Below are 20,442 nucleotides of genomic sequence, written 5' to 3' on the forward strand. Positions count from 1 at the left end.
TCAGTCGATGGGGATGCTGCGGTGCCGGTAGGACTGCACCGCAATCGGGATGCTGACCATCGCTCAGCCCCCCGACACGTCTCCGCCGGCCTGCGCGATGCCGGCGTAGTAGCCCGACCAGTCCTCTGCGTTCCGCATATCGGGCCGGATGTCCGCGTAATTCCCCGCCTCCCGCTGGCCCGCGAGCAGCGACAGCAGGTTGGTCTGCTGATTGACCCAATCGCCGATCACGCCCCGCCGGTCGGCGAGCGCCGCATCGAACGATGTCCCCGGCGAGTAGAGCCCGTACCCGGCGCCGAGCGTCTGCCCGAAATAGTCCATGCCTGGCCCGGCCTGCCCGCCCGGCGTGTAGACCCCGCGCGCGACCAGGTCGGCGAGGACGTTCGACGTGAACGCCCTGGCCTGCTCCGGCCCGTACACCTGCGACGGGTCCCACCCCGAGAAGAACGGCGTGTTCTGCGTGGCCCGCAGCGCGTAGTTCTCCGGCGACCCGCCGAAGCCCTGGCCCGGTCCCGCGACGTCGTAGAAGAACCCGCTTGGTCCATTGGTGCCGCGCGTGGCGTTGTCGTAGCCGCCGACGCGGATCTGAACGCCCTGCATGTTCGGGTTGAACCCGTAGCCGTGCGCTGCGGCCTCCTGCGCGAGCGCGTTGCCGAACCAGTCGGACATGCCCTGCGCGTCGGCGGCGGTGCCGCCGTTGTCGCCGCCCATCGTGCCCCATCCGATGCCGCCGGACGGATCGAACGTGCCGAAGCTGCTGTAGTTCCGGCCCACGGTCGGATTGGGGCCGATCTGCCCGCCGCCGCCACTGCCGATGAGGCCGCCGAGGGCAGCGCCTACCGGCGCGAGGCCGAATGGCGCGGCGATCAGGCCGCCGATGGTAGCGCCTGCCGCGCCACCGATGCCGGCGCCGACCTCGCCGCCGGGACGCGCCAGCGTGGAGCCTGCATAGCTGCCGAACGCGCCCGCGCCAGCCGAGGCCAGCGCGTTCGCGATATCCACGCCGCCGAGCGCGCCGAGCCCCGTGATGGGGTTTTCCACGGTCGGAATGCCGAACAGCCCATACCACGACGCGCCCGCCGTGCCTGGCGCGGCTGCCGCGCTCTGTATCGCCTGTGGTGATACGCCAACAGCCGGGACCGATGTTGCGCCGAGGTCGCCCGGATGCACCCATCCGCCGCCGACCGCTGCGCCAGTGTCCCCGAAGCTCGGCGTCTGCGGCGACCAGATGACGCCGGACGTGTCGGGGGCGGACCACGACGAGGCACCGGGCGGCACATAGCCGAAGGATTGACCGCCGAACGGCACCACCGGCATATTGTACGGCCCAACGGTCGCGTCGGACGCCAATCCCGCTTCCGATGCGCGCGAGGCGTCGAACGCCTGCTCGGGCGTCAGATACTCCGGCGGCGTCGGAAGCGTCTCTCCAGGCGCGGCGGCGGCGGCGTCGCCCGCGCCGAACAGATCCCGTGCCGCCGTGTACGCCTGCGGCAGGTACGGCGCCATGGACAGCAGCAGGCTCGTGAGCATCATCAGATTGTCGGAGCCGCCGCCCTCGCCGCCGGCGGCGGGCGTCACCGTGCCGGCTTCCGGCCGCACCGCAATGCCGCTGGCGTCGGTCTGGCCCCTGGTGGGGACCGTCAGGACGGGCGCATCCGTGCCCCCCGTGATCCTGTCCACGGTCGGCAGGCGCCCATAGCGCCCCACGCCCATGCTCGGGTCGTACAGGAGGCCGGTTTGATACCGGGGAGCAACGCTGCCGCTCATCACGCGGCCCTCGCGGCGAGCTCGGCGGCGCGGTGCGGATAGGTCCGCGCGGCGGCCCATGCCGTCAGGGCGGCGCGCGGGTACAGCACGCGACGCAGCCCGGCGCGGACCCACGCGGGACCGTCGCCGGTGGTGCGCCAGCGTTCCAGGCTGCGGCGGCCGACGCGCAGCAGCTCGGCAGCCTCGGCTTCGGTCAGAAATTCCTCGGGAGTGTCCGGCATTGAATGGCTCCTTGCCATCGGCCCCCACGGGCCGCCGAACGCGGAAGCTAAGCGCCACCATAGGGCGGCACTAAAGCTTTAAAGCCCCCCACCTTCTGGCAGTTACGCGGTGCACCCTGACGCGGGTCATTTGCGCCCGTGCCCGAATGGCTTCTCTCGCAGGAATTGCCGCCTCAGTTCTTTTTCTGCGCGCAGCACGCGATCGCGCGCGGTGCCTTCGTCAACACCGCGAATCTTGACGAGGTACGCGATAGCCTCTGGCAGTGTGGCTTCTGGGGAAAGGTCGGAGAGCCAGAGAGCGTCCTGCCGAGCCGTGATCGTATGCTTCGGCCGCCCCGGTGGCGGTTTGAAACCGAGTGCGAGCCGCGCCGTAATTGCGACGATGGCGTCATTCACTTCGTTCTCGTCGTGGTCGGGGTTTCCGTAGGTTTGCCGCGCAGCACTCAAGAGCAAACTAACCAGATGGGCGACACTAGAATCCCATTCGCGCTGGGTATTAGCCACGTCGATGTCGTGCAGCGCCATCGTTGCGGCGCGGTGCTTCGGAAGGATGTCTGGTACCCCCGCGCCCTTTGCCCACGGTTTAATCATCGCTACGCGCGTAATCGCGCCGTCTTTGGGGGATGGTGCCGACCGCGACATTCCTGCGCTCCGCGCGCTCCTCGTGTCAGGCAGCCTCGCGGGTGGGGATGCCTTCGACCGTCTCGGCCAGCCGTTCGGACGCTTCCCACAGGTCGCGCTCGCGCTGCATCGCCAGCCACAGATGCGGGCCGTTGCCGCACCACTTGCCTAGCCGCACCGCCATGTCCGGCGTCACCGGAGCCCGCTCGGCCAGGATCGCGTGCAGGGTCTGCCGCGAAATGCCGAGCTCCCGCGCGGCTTCCGTCACGCTCACGGCCAGCGCCGGCAGAACATCGTCGCGCAGCACCGCCCCAGGATGTGCCGGGCGCATCTTCGACGGATGCCGGGCCGGATACTCGCGCTTCATGGTCTCAGCCCTCCTAATGGTATTGCTCCAAGTCCACCCGCTCCGGGCCGCGCGCGCCCCATTCGAACGTGATGCGCCACGGGCCGTTGACTGCGAGCGCCCAACGCACGGGCTTTCCGTGCAGCCGGTGCAGGCGCCAGCCCGGCAAGTTCAGCTCGTCCACCGCCTTTGCCGCGTTCAGCGCCGAAAGCCGGGACCGCACCCGCTCAACCAAGTCCGGGCGGACGCCCGCCGGATCGTCCCTTTCGAAGAACGCCCGAAGGCCACGATGACGAAAGCTGACGATCACGGCATCAAATCTGTCATATGATGCCTTACACTGTCAAGCGACGCCTTACGTCGCCATGGCCGGCAACGGCGGGGCAGCCCGGCGTGGAGGGGCCGGGCGTTCGGGGGCCAGCCTAGCCCCGCCGATTAGCAAATCAGCAGCTTTAGCAGGGGGCACCCTGCGAAACTGCAATGCACAGGCTCATGTGCGCCGCGCCCGTCCCGCTGCGGTGCTGCCCCCTTCGGCGGGCATGAGAGGCGCGCCGTGGAAGGCGACCTTCCATTGCTCCAACGCCTGGGCGGCGTCGTCCAGGCAGTCGAAGATCAAGACTTGCAGCCCTTCCCCGCCGCTCACGTCCGCGCCGTCGAACGCATCGGAAATGAATTGCAGGCGGGCCGGCACGTTCCGCAACGGCCCTTCCATCTGCACCAGGGCGTCGCGGCCCGGTTCCGCGCTCATGCTGGCACGTTCCCGGCGGCAGCGGAGAACGTGACGGCGACGGCGGCGGCATCGGCTTTGATCGCGGCGATGGCGGCGGCATCCACCGCGTCCGACATGGTCCCGTCCTCGATGCGCCCGGCCAGGTGGCGCACCTTCACCACGAAGTCCTCGGCCGTCTCGGGCTGCCGGCGAGTGATTTCGTACGAGAGAAAATCATCAAATGTGATGAACGCATCCATCTCGGCGTCGGAGAAGCGCCCGCCGTCCATATGGATCGCGGCGTAGAAAATGCGCGCGCAGGCAACCAAGTCGCGCATGGAGGCAGCCGCAAAGTCAGCGGCATGCTCTCGGGTCGCGGGCGTTGGGGCGCCTTCCGCCGCCGTGCTACGGGTCGTCTCAGCCTCGGTCATGGGGATGATCCCTCCATGTTCGGGGTCAGTCCCGCCCGGTGGTGGTGACACCGGGACGGGGCGCCCCTTGTGCCGGGGACCGCCCGGCGCGGATTAGCGGGATTAGCAGCCCCACCCCGCGAAATCTGAAATCACCGCGCACCGCGCGCGCCTCCCTCCGATTGTGTCGATTGTGTCGATTGTGTCCTTAAGGGGAGGGAGAGAGAGGGAGATCACGTCGCACCACGCGCGGCCCGATGCGTAGCGAGGTCCGCGACGTTCTCGGCTGTGTTGTCCTTCCCGCTCGCGCAGCGTGCGACGTGTTCCGCCCATGCCTTCAAGGCAGCCTCGCGCTCGGCGGCGAAGTCATGCCTCTGGTAAACGCGGGCAACGGTGGACAGGCGCGCCGGCTGGTGCGCCAGAAGCATGTCGGCCACCACCGGGTTGAACCCCATGGCGGCCAGCGCCGAGACACCCGTGCGGCGTATGTCGTGAAGCCGCCAGCCCTTCACCTTGGCTGCCTTGTCCAGCGCCGCCTTCGCCTTGGTGAACCCGCTCACGGGCGTCCTGCCAGTGGTGCTGAAAACGAGGTCCCGGCCCTTGATGCGCTTCACCGCGCGCAGGGCTTCGCGGGCCGCTTCGGGCAGCGCCACCACGTGCGCATCGCCCCGCTTCATCCGTTCGCCGGGAATGGTCCATGTGGCGAGGTCATCAGAGAGTTCCGACCACCGCATCCCCGCGACTTCATCGCGCCGCGCCAGCGTCAGCAGCAGGACACGGAACAGCGGCCCCCAGGGCTCGCCCATGGCGGCGGCTGCATTCCACACGGCTCCGACTTCCTCGGGCGTCAAGACGCGCTCCCGCTTCACGATGCCCGCACCGATGGGGATGCCCTCGAACGGGTTCCCGGCCACCTTCCCGCGCTTCTCTGCCCACGCGTAGCAGGCGCGGGCATAGGCGAGGGTGCGGCCCGCCATCGCGGCGCTGCCGTCCTTCAGGAGGTCATCCAGCACCCCCACCGCCTCGCCCTTTGAGAGGCGCGCGGCCGGCCGCTTCAGGTGCTCGGTGAAAGCATGCTTGATCGCCCGCACCGCCTCGGCGGCGTAGCGCGGGCGCTTCCCCGCCAGATGCAGGGCCGCCCAATCGTTGACAAGGGCTTCCAGCGTCAGCGCGGCCTCGGCCTTCGCCTTGATCGCGGCCTCTCGCTTTTCCAGGCGTACGGCGCGCGGATCAATGCCCTTCGCGACATCGCCAAGCCGGGCGCGGGCCGCCTCGCGCGCCTTTTCGGTGGTGAGGCTACCCCACACGCCAAGCCGCTCCCTGCGCTTCTGCTTCGTCGCCGGGTCGGTCCACTGGACGATGAAGGTCTTGGTGCCGGCCGCCGTTGCGCGCACGCCCAGGCCCGGACATTCGGTGTCGAAGGCCAGCCGGTCCTTGCTGCCCGCCCCGGGCGCGAAGTCCTTCAGGAAGCGGTCGGTCAGTTTCGGCACGGCGCGGACCCCGGATTTGCGGACCTCACGCGGACCTGACAGTTAGGTCCGCACCGGGTCCGCATGGCGGTTTACGGCGGCCATCTTATGAGCGGACCCTATGGATTGCAAGGTATTTGGCGGGTTATGGCATGGCGTGGCGGAGAGTTATCGCTTACTCTTAATCAGCGGGTCCAAGGTTCGAATCCTTGTGCGCCCACCACCCGCAAGCTCCTGACATTGTTCGTATATTCGATGGTGCCCGAGGGCTCTGCCTGAGCGGGGCGGCGAGCGCCGGTCTTCCGCGCGGCGAAGGGCTGCCGCCGTGGCCGGGCTCATTGTCCGATTGCTGCGTGTCCCGCGTCTCACGCAGATCCCGGGCGGCGATCGGCATGCCTGGCCGGGCGAGAGCGGCCGGCAGGCGCCAAGCCCGTCCCCCCTCGCATCGACGCGCGGCGATCACCCAGGGCATTTGTCGTTGCGAGCAGCTGTGGCCGATCAAAGCGGTCCGCCCGATCGGTATCCGCTCCAGCCGCCGCCTCCGGCACGGTCGCCTCGTTCATCGCGGCCGAGGCCCGTGGCATGCGTCGAGCACGCGACATTCCCTGCGCCGCCGTCGCCGCGAGGCAGCGTGCGAGCCCGTTGGGCGGCGCGCCAGCGGACCCGGCGGAGATGCGCGTCGCATCGCGCAACCGCCGCGCGCCAAGGTGTCGCGGCGGCCAGATCCAACCAAGCTTCGCTTGCTCCCGCCGCGGGCAGTCAGCGGCGATTGTCGCGCCATGTCGAGGCTGGGTGCCGGATGAGAGGTGGAGATAGGGTCTGGCGCTCAGGCCTCATGAAGCTGCAATCTGCCGGCTTGGGCCGAACAAGACGCCGCACGGCGACGACTGGGAGCTGATGACATGACAGAGAATGATCTCCGACGCCTTCTCGCACGCGTGAAGGAAGGTACGCTGTCACGGCGCGGCTTCGTGAAGCGCATGGCCGCCGTGGGCTTCACGGCACCGATGGCGACCCAGCTGCTGGCCATCACGGGGGCCGCGCCGGCGGCGGCGCAGTCGGTGCCGGAATACAAGCCGACCCGGCGTGGCGGCGGCGGCGCGCTGAAGATCCTGTACTGGCAGGCGGCGACCCTGCTGAATCCTCATTTCGCGGTCGGAACCACAAACCAGGAAGCGAGCCGCGTCTTCTACGAGCCGCTGGCCGGCTGGGCGGCGGACGGCACTCTGTATCCGATCCTCGCCGCGGAAATCCCGTCGGTGGAGAATCGCGGCCTCGCGGAGGATGGCCGTTCCGTCACCTGGAAGCTCAAGCGTGGCGTGAAGTGGCATGACGGCCAGGACTTCTCGGCCGACGATGTCGTATTCAACTGGGAATACGCGCGCAACCCGGCGGTCGCCGGCGTGTCCATCGGCAGCTATCGCGACGTCAACGTCGTCAAGGTGGACGACTACACGGTGCGCGTGGAATTCCAGAAGCCGACGCCCTTCTGGGCCGATGCCTTCGTCGCTTCGCGCGGCCTGATCATCCCGAAGCACCTGTTCAAGGACTATGCCGGGTCCAATGCGCGGGACGCGCCGACCAACCTGCGCCCTGTCGGCACCGGTGCCTACCGGTATGTCAGCTTCGCGCCGGGCGACATGCTGCGCGCCGAGCTCAACCCCAACTACCATCGCGAGAACCGGCCCTATTTCGACACGCTCGAGATCAAGGGTGGCGGCGATGCCGTCTCGGCGGCGCGCGCCGTGCTGCAGACGGGTGATTTCGACTACGCCTGGAACCTCGCGGTGGAGGACGAGATCCTCAAGCGCCTGGAGGCCGCGGGCCGGGGCAAGGTGAACATCGTCGAGGGCGGCGGCATCGAATTCATCCAGCTCAACGCCACCGATCCCAACCAGGAAGTGGACGGCGAGCGCGCCTCCATCAGGACCGAGCATCCGGCCTTCCGCGATCCGGCCGTGCGCCAGGCGATGTCCTACCTCGTGGACCGCAACGCACTCGAGCAGTTCATCTACGGCCGCGGCGGCCCGGCGACCGCCAATTTCCTCAACAACCCGCCGCGCTTCCGCTCCACCAACATGCGCTGGGAGTTCAGCATCCAGAAGGCGAACGAGGTGCTCGACGCCGCCGGCTGGGCGCGCGGGCGCGATGGCATCCGCGCCAAGAACGGCACTCGGCTGAAGTTCGTCTTCCAGACCTCGGTGAACGCACCGCGCCAGCGCACCCAGGCCATCGTCAAGCAGGCGGCGCAGCGCGCGGGCATCGACATCGAGCTGAAGTCGGTCACCGCCTCGGTGTTCTTCTCCGCCGATGTCGCGAACCCGGACACCTACACCAAGTTCTTCGCCGACATGCAGATGTACACGACGACGATGCCGCAGGCGGACCCGCAGCTCTTCATGAACCAGTACGTGTCCTGGGAGATTTCTTCCAAGGCGAACAACTGGCAGGGCCGCAACATCGTCCGTTGGCGCAACGAGGAATACGACCGCGTCTATCGCGAGGCCGAGGGCGAACTCGACCCGGTCAAGCGCGCGGCGCTGTTCATCCGCATGAACGACCTGATCGTGGGCAGCAACCACGTCATCCCGCTGGTCAAGCGGCCGACGGTCAGCGGCAGCCTCAACAATCTCCGCCATATCCTGAGCGGCTGGGACAATACCCACTGGCTGCTCAGCGACTGGTACCGCGAGACCTGATCCTTCCCGCGTGTTCCAGTACCTCATCCGCCGCCTGCTCATCGCGATCCCGAGCCTGCTCGGGATCAGCGTGATCCTCTTCACCGTGCTCGCCCTCGCTCCGGGCGATCCGTTCGAGGAACTGGCGACCAACCCCGCCATCCCGCCCGAGGTGCGCGCGAATCTCCGCGCGAGCCTCGGCATGGATGATCCGATCCATCTCCGCTACGTCGCCTGGCTCACCTCGATGCTGCGCGGCGAATGGGGCTTTTCCTTCGTCAGCCGCATCCCGGTCGATCAGCTCATCCTGCAGCGGCTGCCGACCACGATCATCGTGATCGGCGCCTCGCAGGTCCTGGCGCTGGCCATCGCCATGCCGGTCGGCGTCTATGCCGCGACGCGTCCCTATTCGCTGTTCGACAAGGTCGCGAACACGCTGGCCTTCGTCGGCTTCTCGCTGCCGACCTTCTTCACCGGCCTGCTGCTGATCATGCTGTTTTCCATCCAGCTCGGCTGGCTGCCCTTCGTGTTCCGCACGGACATCGAGGCGACCGGCTGGCGCTGGTGGTGGGAGATGTTCCGCCAGTCGATCATGCCCATCATGGTGCTGGGCCTGTTCCAGGGCGCGGCCTGGACGCGCTTCGTGCGTTCCGCCGTGCTCGACGTGATCCGGCTCGACCACGTGACGACGGCGCGATCGAAGGGCCTGCCGGAATCGGTCATCACGCTGAAGCACGTCGTGCGCAACGCGATGATCCCGGTGGTCACGCTGGTCGCGCTGCAGATGCCGGTGGTGTTCGGCGGAGCCATCGTGACCGAGCAGATCTTCCGCGTGCCCGGCATCGGCTCGCTGCTGATCAGCGCCATCCTCGCCAACGACACGCCGGTGATCATGGCGGTCACCTTCGTCTTCGCGACGCTGGTCATCTTCTTCAACCTGCTGGCGGATATCCTCTATGGCTGGCTCGACCCTCGCATCAGCTACCGTTAGCGCCATCCCCGCCGCCGCGCCTCGGGTCGGGCCGTGGCGGGAGGCCTGGCGGCGGTTCCGCAAGCATCGGCTCGCGGTGCTCAGCGCGGTGATCCTCGGCCTGCTCGTGCTCGCGGTGCTGATCGGCCCGCTGGTGTGGCAGGTGCCGATCGACGAGATCGACTTCTCGGCGCGGCTGCAGGGGCCTTCCTGGGAGCATCCGCTCGGCACCGACGACCTCGGCCAGGACCTGCTCGCGCGCATCCTCTATGGCGGGCGCATCTCGCTCGCGGTCGGCTTCGCGGCGATGGCGGTGGCGATCTTCGTCGGCGTGCTGGTCGGCGCCGTCGCCGGCATGGCGGGCGGCAAGGTGGACACGGCGCTGATGTGGCTGACCGACCTCTTCCTGTCCCTGCCAGAGCTGCCGTTGCTGCTGCTGATCATCTACCTGTTCCGCGACACGCTGACCGGGCTCGTGGGGCTCGAACTCGGGGTCTTCATCCTGATCGTCTCGGTGATCGGGGGATTCCGCTGGATGCCGGTCGCGCGCCTGGTCCGCGCGCAGTTCTTCTCCCTGCGGGAGAAGGAATTCGTCGAGGCCGCGCGCGCGCTCGGCGCCTCCCGTCCCCGCCTGGTCATGCGCCACATCCTGCCCAATGCGCTCGGGCCGGTGATCGTGGCGGCGAGCATCGACGTCGCCGCCGCGATCATCGCGGAATCCACCCTGTCCTTCCTCGGTCTCGGCTTCCCGCCGGATGTGCCGACCTGGGGCAGGCTGCTGTTCGACGCCAAGGACAACCTCGATTTCGCGCCGCATTGGGCGCTGTTCCCCGGGGCCGCGATCTTCCTCACCGTGCTGTCCATCAACTTCATTGGCGACGGGCTGCGCGACGCGCTCGATCCGCGCCGGATCATCTCCGCATGAATGCCGTCGCGGCCGACCCGCTGCTCGCCATCCGCGATCTCAAGGTCCATTTCTCCACCGACGACGGCATGGTGCGCGCCGTGGACGGCGTGAACATCGAAGTCGGCCGCGGCGAGACGGTCTGCGTCGTCGGCGAATCCGGCTGCGGCAAGACGGTCACGGCGATGACGGTGCTGAAGCTCATCGCCATGCCGCCGGGCCGTATCGCCGGCGGGCAGATCCTGTGGCAGGGGCGGGACCTGGTGCCGCTCAAGACCGAGGCGATGCGCTCCATCCGCGCCAAGGAGATCGCGATCGTCTTCCAGGAGCCGATGACCTCGCTCAACCCCGTCTACACGGTGGGCGACCAGATCGCGGAAGTCGTCCGCCAGCAGGAGAAGCTCGGCAAGCGGGCGGCGATGGACCGCGCCATCGAGATGCTGCGCCTCGTGCATATCCCGAATCCGCAGCGCCGGGTGCACGACTACCCGCACCAGTTCTCGGGCGGCATGCGCCAGCGCGTGATGATCGCCATGGCGCTGTCGTGCAATCCGAAACTGCTGATCGCTGACGAACCCACCACCGCGCTCGACGTCACCATCCAGGCGCAGATCCTCGACCTGCTGGCCGAGATGAAGGAGCGGCTCGGCATGGCGGTGATGCTCATCACCCATGCCATGGGGGTGGTGGCGGAGGTCGCCCAGCGCGTCGTGGTCATGTACGCCGGCAAGGTGGTGGAGGAGGCGCCCGTCCGCGAGCTGTTCGGCAATCCGCGCCACCCCTACACCCAGGGGCTGATCCGCTCGATTCCGCGCCTCGACCTCGCGGCGACGGAGCACCATCGCCTGGAAGCCATCCCCGGCACGGTGCCGAGCCTCCTGAACCCGCCGCCCGGCTGCCGCTTCGCCGCGCGCTGCCGCTACGCGACCGACGAATGCCGCGCCGCCGAGCCGCCCCTGCGCGAGGTCGCGCCCGGCCACAAGGCGGCCTGCATCCTGTGAGCGCCGCGAAGGAACCGACGATGGCGACGCCGCTTCTCACCGTCCGCGACCTGGTGAAGCAGTTCCCCGTGCGCGGTGGCATCCTGCGTCGCGTGGTCGACCACGTGCATGCGGTGGACGGCGTGGGCTTCGAGCTCGGCGCGGGGGAGACGCTCGGCCTGGTGGGCGAATCGGGCTGCGGCAAGTCGACCACCGGCCGCTGCATCCTGCGCCTGATCGAGCCGACCTCCGGCGAGGTGCGCTTCGAAGGCCGCGACGTGCGCGCGCTGGACGGCAAGGAGCTCGCGGCGATCCGCCGCGACATGCAGATCATCTTCCAGGACCCCTTCGCGTCCCTGAACCCGCGCATGACGGTCGGCGCCATCATCGGCGAGGCGCTGGAGATCCATCGCCTCGCGAAGAACCGCCGGGAGCGGGAGGAGAAGGTCGCGGAGCTGCTGGAGACCGTCGGCCTGCGCCCCGACCACATGTCGCGCTTCCCGCACGAATTCTCGGGCGGGCAGCGCCAGCGCATCGGCATCGCCCGGGCGCTCGCGGTCTCCCCGAAGCTGATCATCTGCGACGAGCCGGTTTCCGCGCTCGACGTCTCGATCCAGGCGCAGGTGATCAACCTGCTCGAGGATCTCCAGGAGAAGTTCGGGCTCTCCTACCTGTTCATCGCGCACGACCTGTCGGTGGTGGAGCACATCAGCGACCGCGTCGCGGTGATGTATCTCGGGCGCATCGTGGAGATCGCGCCGTCGCGCGAGCTCTACACCGATCCGCTGCATCCCTACACGGAGGCACTGCTCTCGGCGGTGCCGATTCCGGACCCGACGCTGAAGCGCGAACGCATCCGGCTGGAAGGGGACATCCCGAGTCCGCTCAACCCGCCGTCGGGCTGCCGGTTCCACACGCGCTGCCCGATCGCGGAGAAGGGGCTGTGCGATACCGCAACCCCGGAGTTCCGCGAGGTGAAGGCGGGCCATTGGGTGGCCTGCCACAAGCGCGGGTGAACCGCCGGGGGGGCGGCATCGCGCCTCTCGCGGGCGAGGCAGTGCCTCGTCCCTCACCGCAGCCCGGAAGGCCAACGGGCAGCTTGGGTTGGCGGTCGGAGACAGGGGAGGGATGCGGCCGCCGGCCGAGAAGTGCCTTGCTCCGACCGGCCATGCAGGGGGCTCCAAGGGCCTTTCGGCTCCATGATGGCCCCGGCGGGGGGGGCCGGAGAGGCAGCGCCCCTCCGGCAGCAAGCTCAGCCCCGCTCGCTCATCGCCACGAAGTCGCGCGCCGGCGCGCCGGTGTAGATCTGCCGCGGCCGCCCGATGCGCTGCGACGGATCCTCGATCAGCTCCTTCCACTGGCTGACCCAGCCGACGGTCCGCGCCACCGCGAACAGCACGGTGAACATCGAGGTCGGGATGCCCATCGCCTTGAGGATGATGCCCGAATAGAAATCCACGTTCGGGTAGAGCTTGCGGCTGATGAAGTAGTCGTCGGACAGCGCGATCCGCTCCATCTCCATCGCCATGTCGAGCAGCGGCTCGTCCTTGATGCCGAGCTCGGCGAGAACCTCGTGGCAGGTCTCCTTCATGATCTTCGCGCGCGGGTCGAAGTTCTTGTAGACCCGGTGGCCGAAGCCCATGAGCTTGGTGTGGGAGTTCTTGTCCTTCACCTCGCTGATGAACTGCGGGATGTTCTCCGGGCTGCCGATCTCCGCGAGCATCTTCAGCACCGCCTCGTTGGCGCCGCCATGCGCCGGACCCCACAGGGCCGCGATCCCGGCGGCGATGCAGGCGAAGGGGTTCGCACCCGTCGACCCCGCCAGGCGCACCGTGGAGGTCGAGGCGTTCTGCTCGTGGTCCGCGTGCAGGATCAGGATGCGGTCCATCGCGCGGGACAGGATCGGGTTGTTGACGTACGGCTCCGCCGGAACGCCGTTCAGCATGTAGAGGAAGTTCTCGGCGTAGCCGAGGTCGTTGCGCGGATACATGAAGGGCTGGCCGATCGAGTACTTGTAGGCCCAGGCGGCGATGGTCGGCACCTTGGCGATCAGGCGGAAGGCCGCGATCTCGCGCTGCCGCGCGTCGTTGATGTCGAGGTTGTCGTGGTAGAAGGCGGCCATCGCGCCGACCACGCCGCACATCACCGCCATCGGGTGGGCGTCGCGGCGGAAGCCCTCGAAGAAGCGGCGGAGCTGCTCGTGCAGCATGGTGTGCCGCGTCACGCCCTTGTCGAACTCGGCATACTGCGCCGCGTTCGGCAATTCGCCGTTCAGCAGCAGGTACGCCACTTCGAGGAAGGACGACTTCTCGGCGAGCTGTTCGATCGGGTAGCCGCGATACAGCAGCACGCCCTCGTCGCCGTCGATGTAGGTGATGGTGCTCTCGCAGGATGCGGTCGCGCCGTAACCGGGATCATAGGTGAAGATGCCGAGCTCGCCGTAGAGCTTGCGGATGTCGGCGACCTGCGGGCCCAGCGTGCCGCCGAGCAGGGGCAGGTTCGCGCTCTTGTTGGATCCCTCCATCGTGACGGTGATGGAGCCGGTGGCCTTGCTGCTCATGCGGGAACGTCCTCGGATAGGTCGCGCGGGCGGCGGTATGGCGCTCCCGCTGGTCTTGGTGCGGTGCAAGATAGGGTCGGGCAGGCGGGCTGGCAAACCTGCCCGGCGGCCGGGCTAGTTCCTGGTCCGCCAGTCGGCGGGGGCGCCGGCGGGATGCGCCCAGAGGCCCTGGCCCGCATCGCGCGCGGCCGTCTCGGCCGGGCGCAGCGTGGCGGCGGTCGCCACCGCGAAGCCGTTGCCGACCAGCGTACGGCCGAGATCGGTGCCGCCGGACTCGCATTGCCCGAGGCCGCGGCCGAAGCCGTCCTGGCCGACGATGCGGCAGGAAACGGGGCGGCCGGTGACGAGGCGCGTCAGCGCCGCTGTCGCCGCACCGCCACAGTCGAAGGTCTCGCCTGCGCGGTTGCGGCAGGCGTCCCCGCGCGCCGGCGCGGCGATCCCCGCCAGCCGCACGATCCGCTCGCCGAGGCCGAGGGTCTCCCCGTCCACGATCCGCACCTCGCTCGCCGCGGCCTGCCACTCGCGGTCGGTCGGCGCGGAGCCGAAGAGGCTGGCCGGCAGTGCCAGCGCCAGGAGCAGCGGCGCCGCGACCGCGGCGGAAACGAGCAGCGCCGCCCCGCTCACGCGGGGGCGGGTTCTGCGTCCCTTGAAGATGCGCCGTCTCTCAAGCACGACCGATCGTTAGACCGAGCTTGCCCCGGCCTGCAACCGGGCCGGTTGACGAAATCGACATCGCGCTGCGAGGCGCTCGCAATATCGTGCGAAGAACCGCATCTAGGCGTCTGACCAGAAACGATCCTTGCCGCTGAGGCGGTCCCAGGCGGCGAAAGCGTCCCCGCGATGCACGGCGACGCGTGCCTCGCACCACCCCTCAAGCACGCCGACCGCCCAGGCCCGGGCGCCGTTGCCCGGCACCGTCAGGCTGCGCGCCAGGCCGCGCGCCACCGCCGCGTCGTTGGCGACGCCAAGCCCCTCCTGCAGCGCGGCCACGCGCCGCAGGAAGCGCCGTCCGGCCTTGGCGCCGAAGATCGGCGCGAAGACCTCGGCCGCGTAGCGCAGGCGCTTGCCGTCGAGGCGCAGCTCGTGGAGTTCCTCGGCCGAAAGCGTCTCGAACTCCTCGCCCGCGCGGCGCAGCCGGCTCCAGCGGCGGTCGAGGATGCCGCGGCCGAATTCCCGCACCGGCTCGTCGAGCGCGGCCAGCCCTTCCACCGTCGCCTCGGCGCGCCAGGCGCGCGTCAGCAGGGTGCCGAGCGCGTCGAGCAGCAGCAGGCGCCAGGGCTGGCCTTCAAGCATCGCCATCACGGCGGCGTAGGCCTCCCGCCGGCGGGCCTCGGCGGCACGGAGCAGGGCGGCGATGCGCTTCTCCTCGGGGAAGGCGGCGGCGACGTCGCGGCCGACGCCGGCGACGAAGACATCCCAGTCGCGTGCGGGGCCGAGCACCGCCAGCACTTCCCGGAAGCGTGCATCGATGCCGCGCAGCGCCGGCCCGTCCGTTGCCGCGCGGAAAACGCGGAAGACCGAGCGCAGCCGGCGCAGCGCGACGCGGGTCTGGTGCACGCCCTCGGGACCGGCATCGGGGCCGATGCGGGCCGATTGCTGGCGCACCACCTCGAGCAGGTGGCCGTAGGCGCGCAGGAAGGCGTCCTCGACCGTGGTGGCGCCGGAAGTGTCGGGCGCGCCGAGCCGGTGCGGCCGCGCCGGCGTGCCGGTGGCGAGCGCGCGCGCCTCCTCGGCGAGCGGCGTCAGCGGCGGCAGCAGCGGCACCTGGGCCGAGAGCCCCTGGGCGGCGGCGAGCAACGCTGGCAGCGGCCCGGACAGGCTGAGCCTTGCCGTCGGCGATTCCGCCGCCACGGCGCGCAGCCGGCCGTTCAGCAGTTCGGCCGCGACCTCGCCCTCGGGCAGGGCGAGACGGAAGGACAGGCGCCGCCCGGTGAAGGCGGCGATCGCCACCAGCGGCGCTCCGCCGGCTTCCTCCGGCGCTTCGCCCTCCGGCAGGGTGGCGATCTCGGCAGGCGGCTGGCACGGGTGCCAGGGCGCCTCTGGCGGCGGCAGGGTGCGGAGCAGGGTCCGCGCGCCGCGCCGGCCCGACTGCAGCGTCAGCCCCTGTGCCGCCAGGGCGCCTTCGGCGGTGTCGAACCAGAGGATGTCGGCCGATGCGCCGCGGGTCCGGCCGCTGCGATGCGCCTGCACGACCGGCGCGCGCGCCAGCCGCGATGCCGCCTCGGGCGTCAGGGCGAAGTCGAGTCGGGGCAGCGGCGCTGGCGGTGCCTCGGCCGCCGGGACGGGCGGCAACTCCACCGTTTCGGCCTCTCCCTCGGCGCCAGGCTGGCGCGCGGACCGTCCCGCCCCGGTCGACATGGTCACAGCGCCATTTCGGGGAGGTCGGCCGGCACCAGGAAGCGGATCAGGCGGCCGCCGCCCTCCGCCAGGTCCTGCCATGGCGTCGCGATGCCGAACTCCGCCAGCGCGCAGGTCGGGAAGCCCTCGGCCATGCGGCGCGCCGCTCCGGCGGGGCCGCCGCTCATGCCAGCGGCGCCGACGAGCGCCAGAGCCAGGTCCTGCAGGCCGGGATTGTGGCCGATCAGCATGACGCTGCGCGCCGTCTCCGGCGCGCGGCGCAGGATGTCGAGCAGGCGCGGCCAGGGCGCGAGGTAGATGTCGTCCATCGGCTCGATGAGCGGGCTGTCGGGGAAGGGCGACACCGCCTCGAGCGTCTGCAGCGTGCGTCGCGCCGAGGAGACGAACACCACGTCCGGCGACAGGCCGAGATCGTGCATCGCCGCGGCCATGGCGCGCGCGGCACGGCGGCCGCGGGCGTTCAGCGGCCGCGCATGGTCGGGCAGGGACGGGTCGTCCCAGGAGGATTTCGCGTGCCGCAGCAGAAGGAGTTGGCGCATCTCGCCGCGCATACTGCCACGGGCCGCGGCGTCTGTCGCGGCCGGCGGCCGTCCCTTCGCGCATCTTGGCCTGCCGGACTCCGCGGCCGCCGCACGGACTCGCGCCGCCGGCGCCGCCGTTCCATCCTGCCCGCCACGCCGCACGCAGGAGACCCACATGGCCGCCGATACCGAGATCGAATGGATGAAGCTGACCGCGCCGGAGTTGAATGCCCGCGCCGAGGCCGGCGCCCTGGTCATCGTTCCGGTCGCCTCGCTGGAACAGCACGGCCCGCACCTCGCCACCGGCGTCGACATCGTCTGCGCCACCGGCGTCGCGCTGGGCGTCGCGCGCAAGCTTGCTTCCGCCGGCCGGCCCGTGGTGGTCATGCCCTGCGTCTGGACCGGCCTCGCCGAGCATCATGTCGCCTTCGGCGGCACCGTGACACTGGATTTCGCCGCCTTCTCCGCCGTGCTGAAGGGCGTCGTGCGCTCCGCCATGCGCGCGGGGTTCAAGCGCGTGATGCTGCTCAACGGCCATGGCGGCAATGCGGAGGCGGTCGCGGTGGTCGGCGGCGAATGCCAGAACGAGTTCGGCATCGCGGTCGCCGCCGGCACCTACTGGCACCTGGTGGGCGATGCCTTCGCGCCGATTCTCGACCGCCAGTCCAACGTCATGCACGCCTGCGAGGCCGAGACCTCGATGATGATGGCGTTGCTGCCCGAAGCCGTGCGGGCGGACCGCCTGCCCGAGGCCCATGGCCCGCATTCGACCCGCCCGGAAGGCCAGCCGGCGGCGATGATCCGCCGCCGCTCCTTCAAGGAGATCTCGCCCTCCGGCGTGATCGGCGACGCCCGCGCGGCGAGCGCCGCCAAGGGCGAGGCCCTGGTCGAGACCGCCAGTACCATCATCGCCGAGGAACTGACGAACGCCCGGCTCTGGGCCTGATCACGTCGCCGGCAGGACGCCCAGGACCACCGCCGCGAAATGGCAGGTCGCGGCGGCGACCACGCAGGCATGCCAGGCCTCGTTCTGGAAGGGCATGCGCCGCGCGACGTGGAAGGCGACGCCGGCGCTGTAGAGCACGCCGCCGGTGGCGAGCAGGATCAGCGCACTGGTCGGCACGTGCTCCAGCATCGGCGGCACCGCGGCAAGCACGGCCCAGCCCAGCACCAGGTAGGCGACGACGGAACTCCGCTCGAAACGGTGCGGCCAGCCGAGCTTCAGCACCATGCCGGCGAGCGCCCCCGCCCAGACGAAGCCGATCAGCGTCCAGCCCCAGGTGCCGCCGATCGTCACCACCGCGAAGGGCGTGTAGGTGCCGGCGATCATCAGGAAGATGGCGGCGTGGTCGAGCCGGCGCAGGATGGCGCGGGCCCGCGGCGCGCGCGCCACGTTGTAGGCCAGCGCGAAGCTCAGCATGGCGACCAGCGCGGTGCAGTAGAAGCCGAGCGCGGCAATCGACCCCGCCCGCGCTTCCGGCGGCAGGGTCAGCGCCAGCGCCAGGCAGCCGATGATCGCCGCCGCCAGCCCGCCGCCCAGGATCGCGGCATCGAGCCGGCGTTCGGCCCGGGTGTCGGCGCGGCCCGCCCTGACCGGAAGGGCGGCGCGAGGCTTGTTCGCCTGCTGCATGGTTCGAGAATCCTGCGGTCGCGGCTGTTCATGACGTTCGATCATCCCTGACCTCCGCCCGCATCGGGCTGCGGGATCGATTCGCCCAGGGCGCGGCTTGGCGTCGTATCACCTCAAGGCTCGGCGAGCTCGAGCGGAAAATCCTGCCAGGCGAGCGCACCGCCCTTGCCCGCGCCGGTGTCGAGGAACAGCGCCCGTCCGCCCTGCGCACCGCTGATCACCGCGGGCCTGCCGTCGCGCGAACGGTTGTCGTGGCCGACCAGCACCGTCATCCCCTCGGGGATGCGGTCCACCCAGTTGGTCAGGCGGATGGGGAAGCCATCCTGGCCGCGGCGGCCGGTGACCTGGCCGAAGATGGCGCGGCCGACCAGGCCTTCCGGGCGCGCGATGCCGGCATCGGGCGGGGAGGGGTGGTGCAGCATGCCGTCGTGGAAGGCGGCATGGACGCAGAACAGCCGCCCGAACCGCAGCCAGGCGGGCGCGCAGCCGATCTCCTCGATCGCCCGGGCGCGCAGCATCGCGCTGTCGGGCGCCGCGGCGATCTGGTCGAGCGTGCGGCCGAGGCCGGCGCCGTCGATGCGCAGCGACTCGCCGAGCAGCGCGCGCCGCAGCTTGTGGTCGTGGTTGCCGAGCAGGAACAGGCCACGCCCGGCATCGAGCAGCGCGAAGATCGTCCGCAGCACGGCCGGGCTGTCGGGCCCGCTGTCCGTCAGGTCGCCGAGCTGGACCAGGAACAGCCCCGCGGCTTCCGCCCCCGCCGCCGCGGCGGCGAAGCCCCTGGCGTCGCCATGCACGTCGCCCACCACGCGCAGGCCGCGGAATCCGGCCTGGCGGAGGCTTTCGAGGGTCGGGATCACGCGGCCTCGGTGCCTTTCACGGTGGCGAAGGCCGCGAGCGCCCGGGCGCGGCCCTCGGCGAGGCCGATGAGCGGCGCCGGGTAGTCGCGGCCGAGCTTCACTCCGGCGCCGTGCAGCACGGTGTCGGGGGCTTCGTGCGGGCGATGGATGAAGCGGTCGGGCAGGCGCGCGAGCTCCGGGCACCAGCGCCGGACATAGGTGCCGGCCGGATCGAAGGTCTCACCCTGCAGCACCGGGTTGAAGACGCGGAAATAGGGCGCGGCATCCGCCCCGCAGCCGGCCACCCATTGCCAGGAGGCGCTGTTGGCCGCGAGGTCGGCATCGACCAGCGTGTCGCGGAACCAGGCCGCGCCGTCCTGCCAGGGCTGCAGCAGGTGCTTCACGAGGAAGGAAGCCGCGATCATCCGCACCCGGTTGTGCATCCATCCCGTGCGCCAGAGCTGGCGCATGCCGGCATCGACGATCGGATAGCCGGTCCGCCCGCGTTGCCATGCACGCAGCAGGGCGGCGTCGCGCTGCCAGGGAAAGGCGGCGAATTCCGGCCTCAGCGGCGTGTCCGGCATCTCCGGCCGGTGCCACAGCAGGTGGTGGGAGAATTCGCGCCAGACCAGCTCCTTGAGGAAACTCTCGCGCCCCCTGCCGCCCTTGGCCCGCGCCGCGTGCCAGACCTGGCGGGGCGAGATCTCCCCGAGATGGAGGTGCGGCGAGAGGCCGGAGGTCCCCCAGGCCGCGGCCGGTTCATTGCGGCGTGCCGCGTAGCCGTCGAGGCCATGCTCCAGGAAGGTGGCGAGGCGGGCCGCGGCGCCGTTCTCCCCGGGTGTCCAATGCGCGTGGAATTCCGCCGCCCAATCCGGCTCCGGCGGCTTCGGCAGCAGGCCGAGGGCTTCCAGCGGCAATCCTTCCGGCGCGCCGGGGGCGGCCTGCAGCCGGTCGGGCGCGGGCAGGGGCGGGGGCAGGCCCTCCAGCAGCGTGAAGACGGCGCGGGAGAAGGGCGTATAGACGGAGAACGGCTTGCCGGCGCCGGTGCGAACCAGGTGGGGTTCGTGCAGCAGCGCCGTCCGGTGCAGGACCAGGCGCCGGCCGGCGGCCTCCAGAGCCGCGTGGGTCTCGGCGTCGCGCCGGCGGGCGGCGGGTTCGGTCTGCCGGCCGGCATGGACCTCGGCCGCGCCGATCCGTTCCGCCAGTTCCGGGATCAGTCGCCGCGGGTCGCCGCGCAGCAGCAGCAGGGGCGCGCCGCGTTCCGCCAGGGCGCGACCGAGCGCCGACAGGCTGTGGTGCAGCCACCACGCCGCCGCGCCGCCTGGCGCATCGGGACCGTCTTCCAGGACATGGACAGGCAGGACGGGGCGCCCTTCCAGGGCGGCGACGGCGGCATGGTCCGCGAGGCGCAGGTCCTGACGGAACCAGAGGAGCGCGGGAATCGGCATGCATCAAATGTGGG

At 70.4% G+C, this 20,442-nt stretch carries 21 protein-coding genes; 6 read left to right on the forward strand and 15 right to left on the reverse strand.

The genetic code is table 11. The annotated features are described in order from the left end of the window. Positions 1 to 63 precede the first annotated feature (63 nt). From GXW74_RS17165 to GXW74_RS17200, 8 genes are all read right to left on the reverse strand, one after another. A complete protein-coding gene (locus tag GXW74_RS17165) occupies positions 64 to 1,767 on the reverse strand; it encodes a hypothetical protein (protein ID WP_211847758.1) in 1,704 nt (567 codons plus the stop codon). After that, a complete protein-coding gene (locus GXW74_RS17170; RefSeq protein WP_211847759.1) occupies positions 1,767 to 1,988 on the reverse strand; it encodes a helix-turn-helix transcriptional regulator in 222 nt (73 codons plus the stop codon). Before GXW74_RS17170 ends, GXW74_RS17165 begins: the two co-directional genes overlap by 1 nt. A gap of 126 nt (positions 1,989 to 2,114) precedes the next feature. Then, on the reverse strand, positions 2,115 to 2,513 hold the full coding sequence (locus tag GXW74_RS17175; protein ID WP_211847760.1) for a hypothetical protein: 399 nt from the start codon (positions 2,511 to 2,513) through the stop codon (positions 2,115 to 2,117). A gap of 142 nt (positions 2,514 to 2,655) precedes the next feature. Beyond that, positions 2,656 to 2,976 carry a HigA family addiction module antitoxin gene (locus GXW74_RS17180; protein ID WP_246523537.1) on the reverse strand — a complete coding sequence of 107 codons (321 nt, stop codon included), beginning with the start codon at positions 2,974 to 2,976 and terminating at the stop codon, positions 2,656 to 2,658. Positions 2,977 to 2,989: 13 nt separating this feature from the next. Then, complete coding sequence (locus tag GXW74_RS17185) at positions 2,990 to 3,265, reverse strand: type II toxin-antitoxin system RelE/ParE family toxin (protein ID WP_211847761.1); 276 nt, start codon at positions 3,263 to 3,265, stop codon at positions 2,990 to 2,992. A gap of 180 nt (positions 3,266 to 3,445) precedes the next feature. After that, the gene (locus GXW74_RS17190; RefSeq protein ID WP_211847762.1) at positions 3,446 to 3,703 is read right to left on the reverse strand and encodes a hypothetical protein; all 258 of its coding nucleotides are present in this window, start codon (positions 3,701 to 3,703) and stop codon (positions 3,446 to 3,448) included. After that, positions 3,700 to 4,095, reverse strand: a complete 396-nt coding sequence (locus tag GXW74_RS17195; protein ID WP_211847763.1) for a hypothetical protein — start codon at positions 4,093 to 4,095, stop codon at positions 3,700 to 3,702. Before GXW74_RS17195 ends, GXW74_RS17190 begins: the two co-directional genes overlap by 4 nt. Before the next feature lie 212 nt (positions 4,096 to 4,307). Beyond that, positions 4,308 to 5,564, reverse strand: coding sequence for a tyrosine-type recombinase/integrase (locus GXW74_RS17200; protein WP_211847764.1), 1,257 nt, complete (start codon positions 5,562 to 5,564; stop codon positions 4,308 to 4,310). 881 nt (positions 5,565 to 6,445) lie between these two features. Here GXW74_RS17200 and GXW74_RS17205 point away from each other — a divergent pair. The 5 genes from GXW74_RS17205 to GXW74_RS17225 are packed head-to-tail and all read left to right on the forward strand — an operon-like array spanning position 6,446 to position 12,091. After that, the gene (locus GXW74_RS17205) at positions 6,446 to 8,242 is read left to right on the forward strand and encodes a peptide ABC transporter substrate-binding protein (protein WP_211847765.1); all 1,797 of its coding nucleotides are present in this window, start codon (positions 6,446 to 6,448) and stop codon (positions 8,240 to 8,242) included. A 10-nt stretch (positions 8,243 to 8,252) separates the two neighbouring features. Continuing rightward, positions 8,253 to 9,212, forward strand: coding sequence for an ABC transporter permease (locus GXW74_RS28650; protein WP_211847766.1), 960 nt, complete (start codon positions 8,253 to 8,255; stop codon positions 9,210 to 9,212). After that, entirely contained in the window at positions 9,178 to 10,116 is a 939-nt protein-coding gene (locus tag GXW74_RS17215; RefSeq protein WP_211847767.1) for an ABC transporter permease, read from the forward strand. The genes GXW74_RS28650 and GXW74_RS17215 overlap by 35 nt, the downstream gene beginning before the upstream one ends. Then, positions 10,113 to 11,096: an ABC transporter ATP-binding protein gene (locus GXW74_RS17220; RefSeq protein WP_211847768.1), complete on the forward strand. Its 984-nt coding sequence runs from the start codon at positions 10,113 to 10,115 to the stop codon at positions 11,094 to 11,096. The genes GXW74_RS17215 and GXW74_RS17220 overlap by 4 nt, the downstream gene beginning before the upstream one ends. A gap of 20 nt (positions 11,097 to 11,116) precedes the next feature. Further along, positions 11,117 to 12,091: an ABC transporter ATP-binding protein gene (locus GXW74_RS17225; RefSeq protein WP_211847769.1), complete on the forward strand. Its 975-nt coding sequence runs from the start codon at positions 11,117 to 11,119 to the stop codon at positions 12,089 to 12,091. Positions 12,092 to 12,327: 236 nt separating this feature from the next. Here GXW74_RS17225 and gltA read toward each other — a convergent pair whose 3' ends face one another. From gltA to GXW74_RS17245, 4 genes are all read right to left on the reverse strand, one after another. Beyond that, positions 12,328 to 13,635 carry a citrate synthase gene (gene gltA / locus GXW74_RS17230; protein WP_211847770.1) on the reverse strand — a complete coding sequence of 436 codons (1,308 nt, stop codon included), beginning with the start codon at positions 13,633 to 13,635 and terminating at the stop codon, positions 12,328 to 12,330. A 114-nt stretch (positions 13,636 to 13,749) separates the two neighbouring features. Further along, entirely contained in the window at positions 13,750 to 14,259 is a 510-nt protein-coding gene (locus GXW74_RS17235; RefSeq protein WP_211847771.1) for a thermonuclease family protein, read from the reverse strand. A 150-nt stretch (positions 14,260 to 14,409) separates the two neighbouring features. Next, positions 14,410 to 15,993 carry a CYTH and CHAD domain-containing protein gene (locus GXW74_RS17240; protein WP_246523561.1) on the reverse strand — a complete coding sequence of 528 codons (1,584 nt, stop codon included), beginning with the start codon at positions 15,991 to 15,993 and terminating at the stop codon, positions 14,410 to 14,412. A gap of 2 nt (positions 15,994 to 15,995) precedes the next feature. After that, on the reverse strand, positions 15,996 to 16,532 hold the full coding sequence (locus GXW74_RS17245; RefSeq protein ID WP_211847773.1) for a SixA phosphatase family protein: 537 nt from the start codon (positions 16,530 to 16,532) through the stop codon (positions 15,996 to 15,998). 157 nt (positions 16,533 to 16,689) lie between these two features. Here GXW74_RS17245 and GXW74_RS17250 point away from each other — a divergent pair, with 157 nt between their 5' ends. After that, complete coding sequence (locus tag GXW74_RS17250; RefSeq protein WP_211847774.1) at positions 16,690 to 17,460, forward strand: creatininase family protein; 771 nt, start codon at positions 16,690 to 16,692, stop codon at positions 17,458 to 17,460. On the opposite strand, the gene trhA is transcribed toward GXW74_RS17250, so the two are convergent. The 3 genes from trhA to GXW74_RS17265 form a co-directional block, all read right to left on the reverse strand. Continuing rightward, the gene (trhA, locus tag GXW74_RS17255) at positions 17,461 to 18,144 is read right to left on the reverse strand and encodes a PAQR family membrane homeostasis protein TrhA (RefSeq protein ID WP_211847775.1); all 684 of its coding nucleotides are present in this window, start codon (positions 18,142 to 18,144) and stop codon (positions 17,461 to 17,463) included. It abuts the gene before it with no gap. Between the two features lie 113 nt (positions 18,145 to 18,257). Continuing rightward, complete coding sequence (locus tag GXW74_RS17260) at positions 18,258 to 19,001, reverse strand: metallophosphoesterase (protein WP_211847776.1); 744 nt, start codon at positions 18,999 to 19,001, stop codon at positions 18,258 to 18,260. Then, the gene (locus GXW74_RS17265) at positions 18,998 to 20,428 is read right to left on the reverse strand and encodes a cryptochrome/photolyase family protein (protein WP_211847777.1); all 1,431 of its coding nucleotides are present in this window, start codon (positions 20,426 to 20,428) and stop codon (positions 18,998 to 19,000) included. The genes GXW74_RS17260 and GXW74_RS17265 overlap by 4 nt, the downstream gene beginning before the upstream one ends. Positions 20,429 to 20,442 lie beyond the last annotated feature (14 nt).

Source organism: Neoroseomonas eburnea, assembly GCF_018129005.1.
In the GTDB taxonomy this organism is placed as follows: Bacteria; Pseudomonadota; Alphaproteobacteria; order Acetobacterales; family Acetobacteraceae; genus Neoroseomonas; species Neoroseomonas eburnea.

Coding starts and splice junctions, on each gene's coding strand:
- GXW74_RS17165 (WP_211847758.1), bottom strand. CDS start 1,767: ATGAGCGGCAGCGTTGCTCCCCGGTATCAAACCGGCCTCCTGTACGAC.
- GXW74_RS17170 (WP_211847759.1), bottom strand. CDS start 1,988: ATGCCGGACACTCCCGAGGAATTTCTGACCGAAGCCGAGGCTGCCGAG.
- GXW74_RS17175 (WP_211847760.1), bottom strand. CDS start 2,513: ATGGCGCTGCACGACATCGACGTGGCTAATACCCAGCGCGAATGGGAT.
- GXW74_RS17180 (WP_246523537.1), bottom strand. CDS start 2,976: ATGAAGCGCGAGTATCCGGCCCGGCATCCGTCGAAGATGCGCCCGGCA.
- GXW74_RS17190 (WP_211847762.1), bottom strand. CDS start 3,703: ATGAGCGCGGAACCGGGCCGCGACGCCCTGGTGCAGATGGAAGGGCCG.
- GXW74_RS17195 (WP_211847763.1), bottom strand. CDS start 4,095: ATGACCGAGGCTGAGACGACCCGTAGCACGGCGGCGGAAGGCGCCCCA.
- GXW74_RS17205 (WP_211847765.1), top strand. CDS start 6,446: ATGACAGAGAATGATCTCCGACGCCTTCTCGCACGCGTGAAGGAAGGT.
- GXW74_RS17215 (WP_211847767.1), top strand. CDS start 9,178: ATGGCTGGCTCGACCCTCGCATCAGCTACCGTTAGCGCCATCCCCGCC.
- GXW74_RS17220 (WP_211847768.1), top strand. CDS start 10,113: ATGAATGCCGTCGCGGCCGACCCGCTGCTCGCCATCCGCGATCTCAAG.
- GXW74_RS17225 (WP_211847769.1), top strand. CDS start 11,117: ATGGCGACGCCGCTTCTCACCGTCCGCGACCTGGTGAAGCAGTTCCCC.
- gltA (WP_211847770.1), bottom strand. CDS start 13,635: ATGAGCAGCAAGGCCACCGGCTCCATCACCGTCACGATGGAGGGATCC.
- GXW74_RS17240 (WP_246523561.1), bottom strand. CDS start 15,993: ATGTCGACCGGGGCGGGACGGTCCGCGCGCCAGCCTGGCGCCGAGGGA.
- GXW74_RS17245 (WP_211847773.1), bottom strand. CDS start 16,532: ATGCGCCAACTCCTTCTGCTGCGGCACGCGAAATCCTCCTGGGACGAC.
- GXW74_RS17250 (WP_211847774.1), top strand. CDS start 16,690: ATGGCCGCCGATACCGAGATCGAATGGATGAAGCTGACCGCGCCGGAG.
- trhA (WP_211847775.1), bottom strand. CDS start 18,144: ATGCAGCAGGCGAACAAGCCTCGCGCCGCCCTTCCGGTCAGGGCGGGC.
- GXW74_RS17265 (WP_211847777.1), bottom strand. CDS start 20,428: ATGCCGATTCCCGCGCTCCTCTGGTTCCGTCAGGACCTGCGCCTCGCG.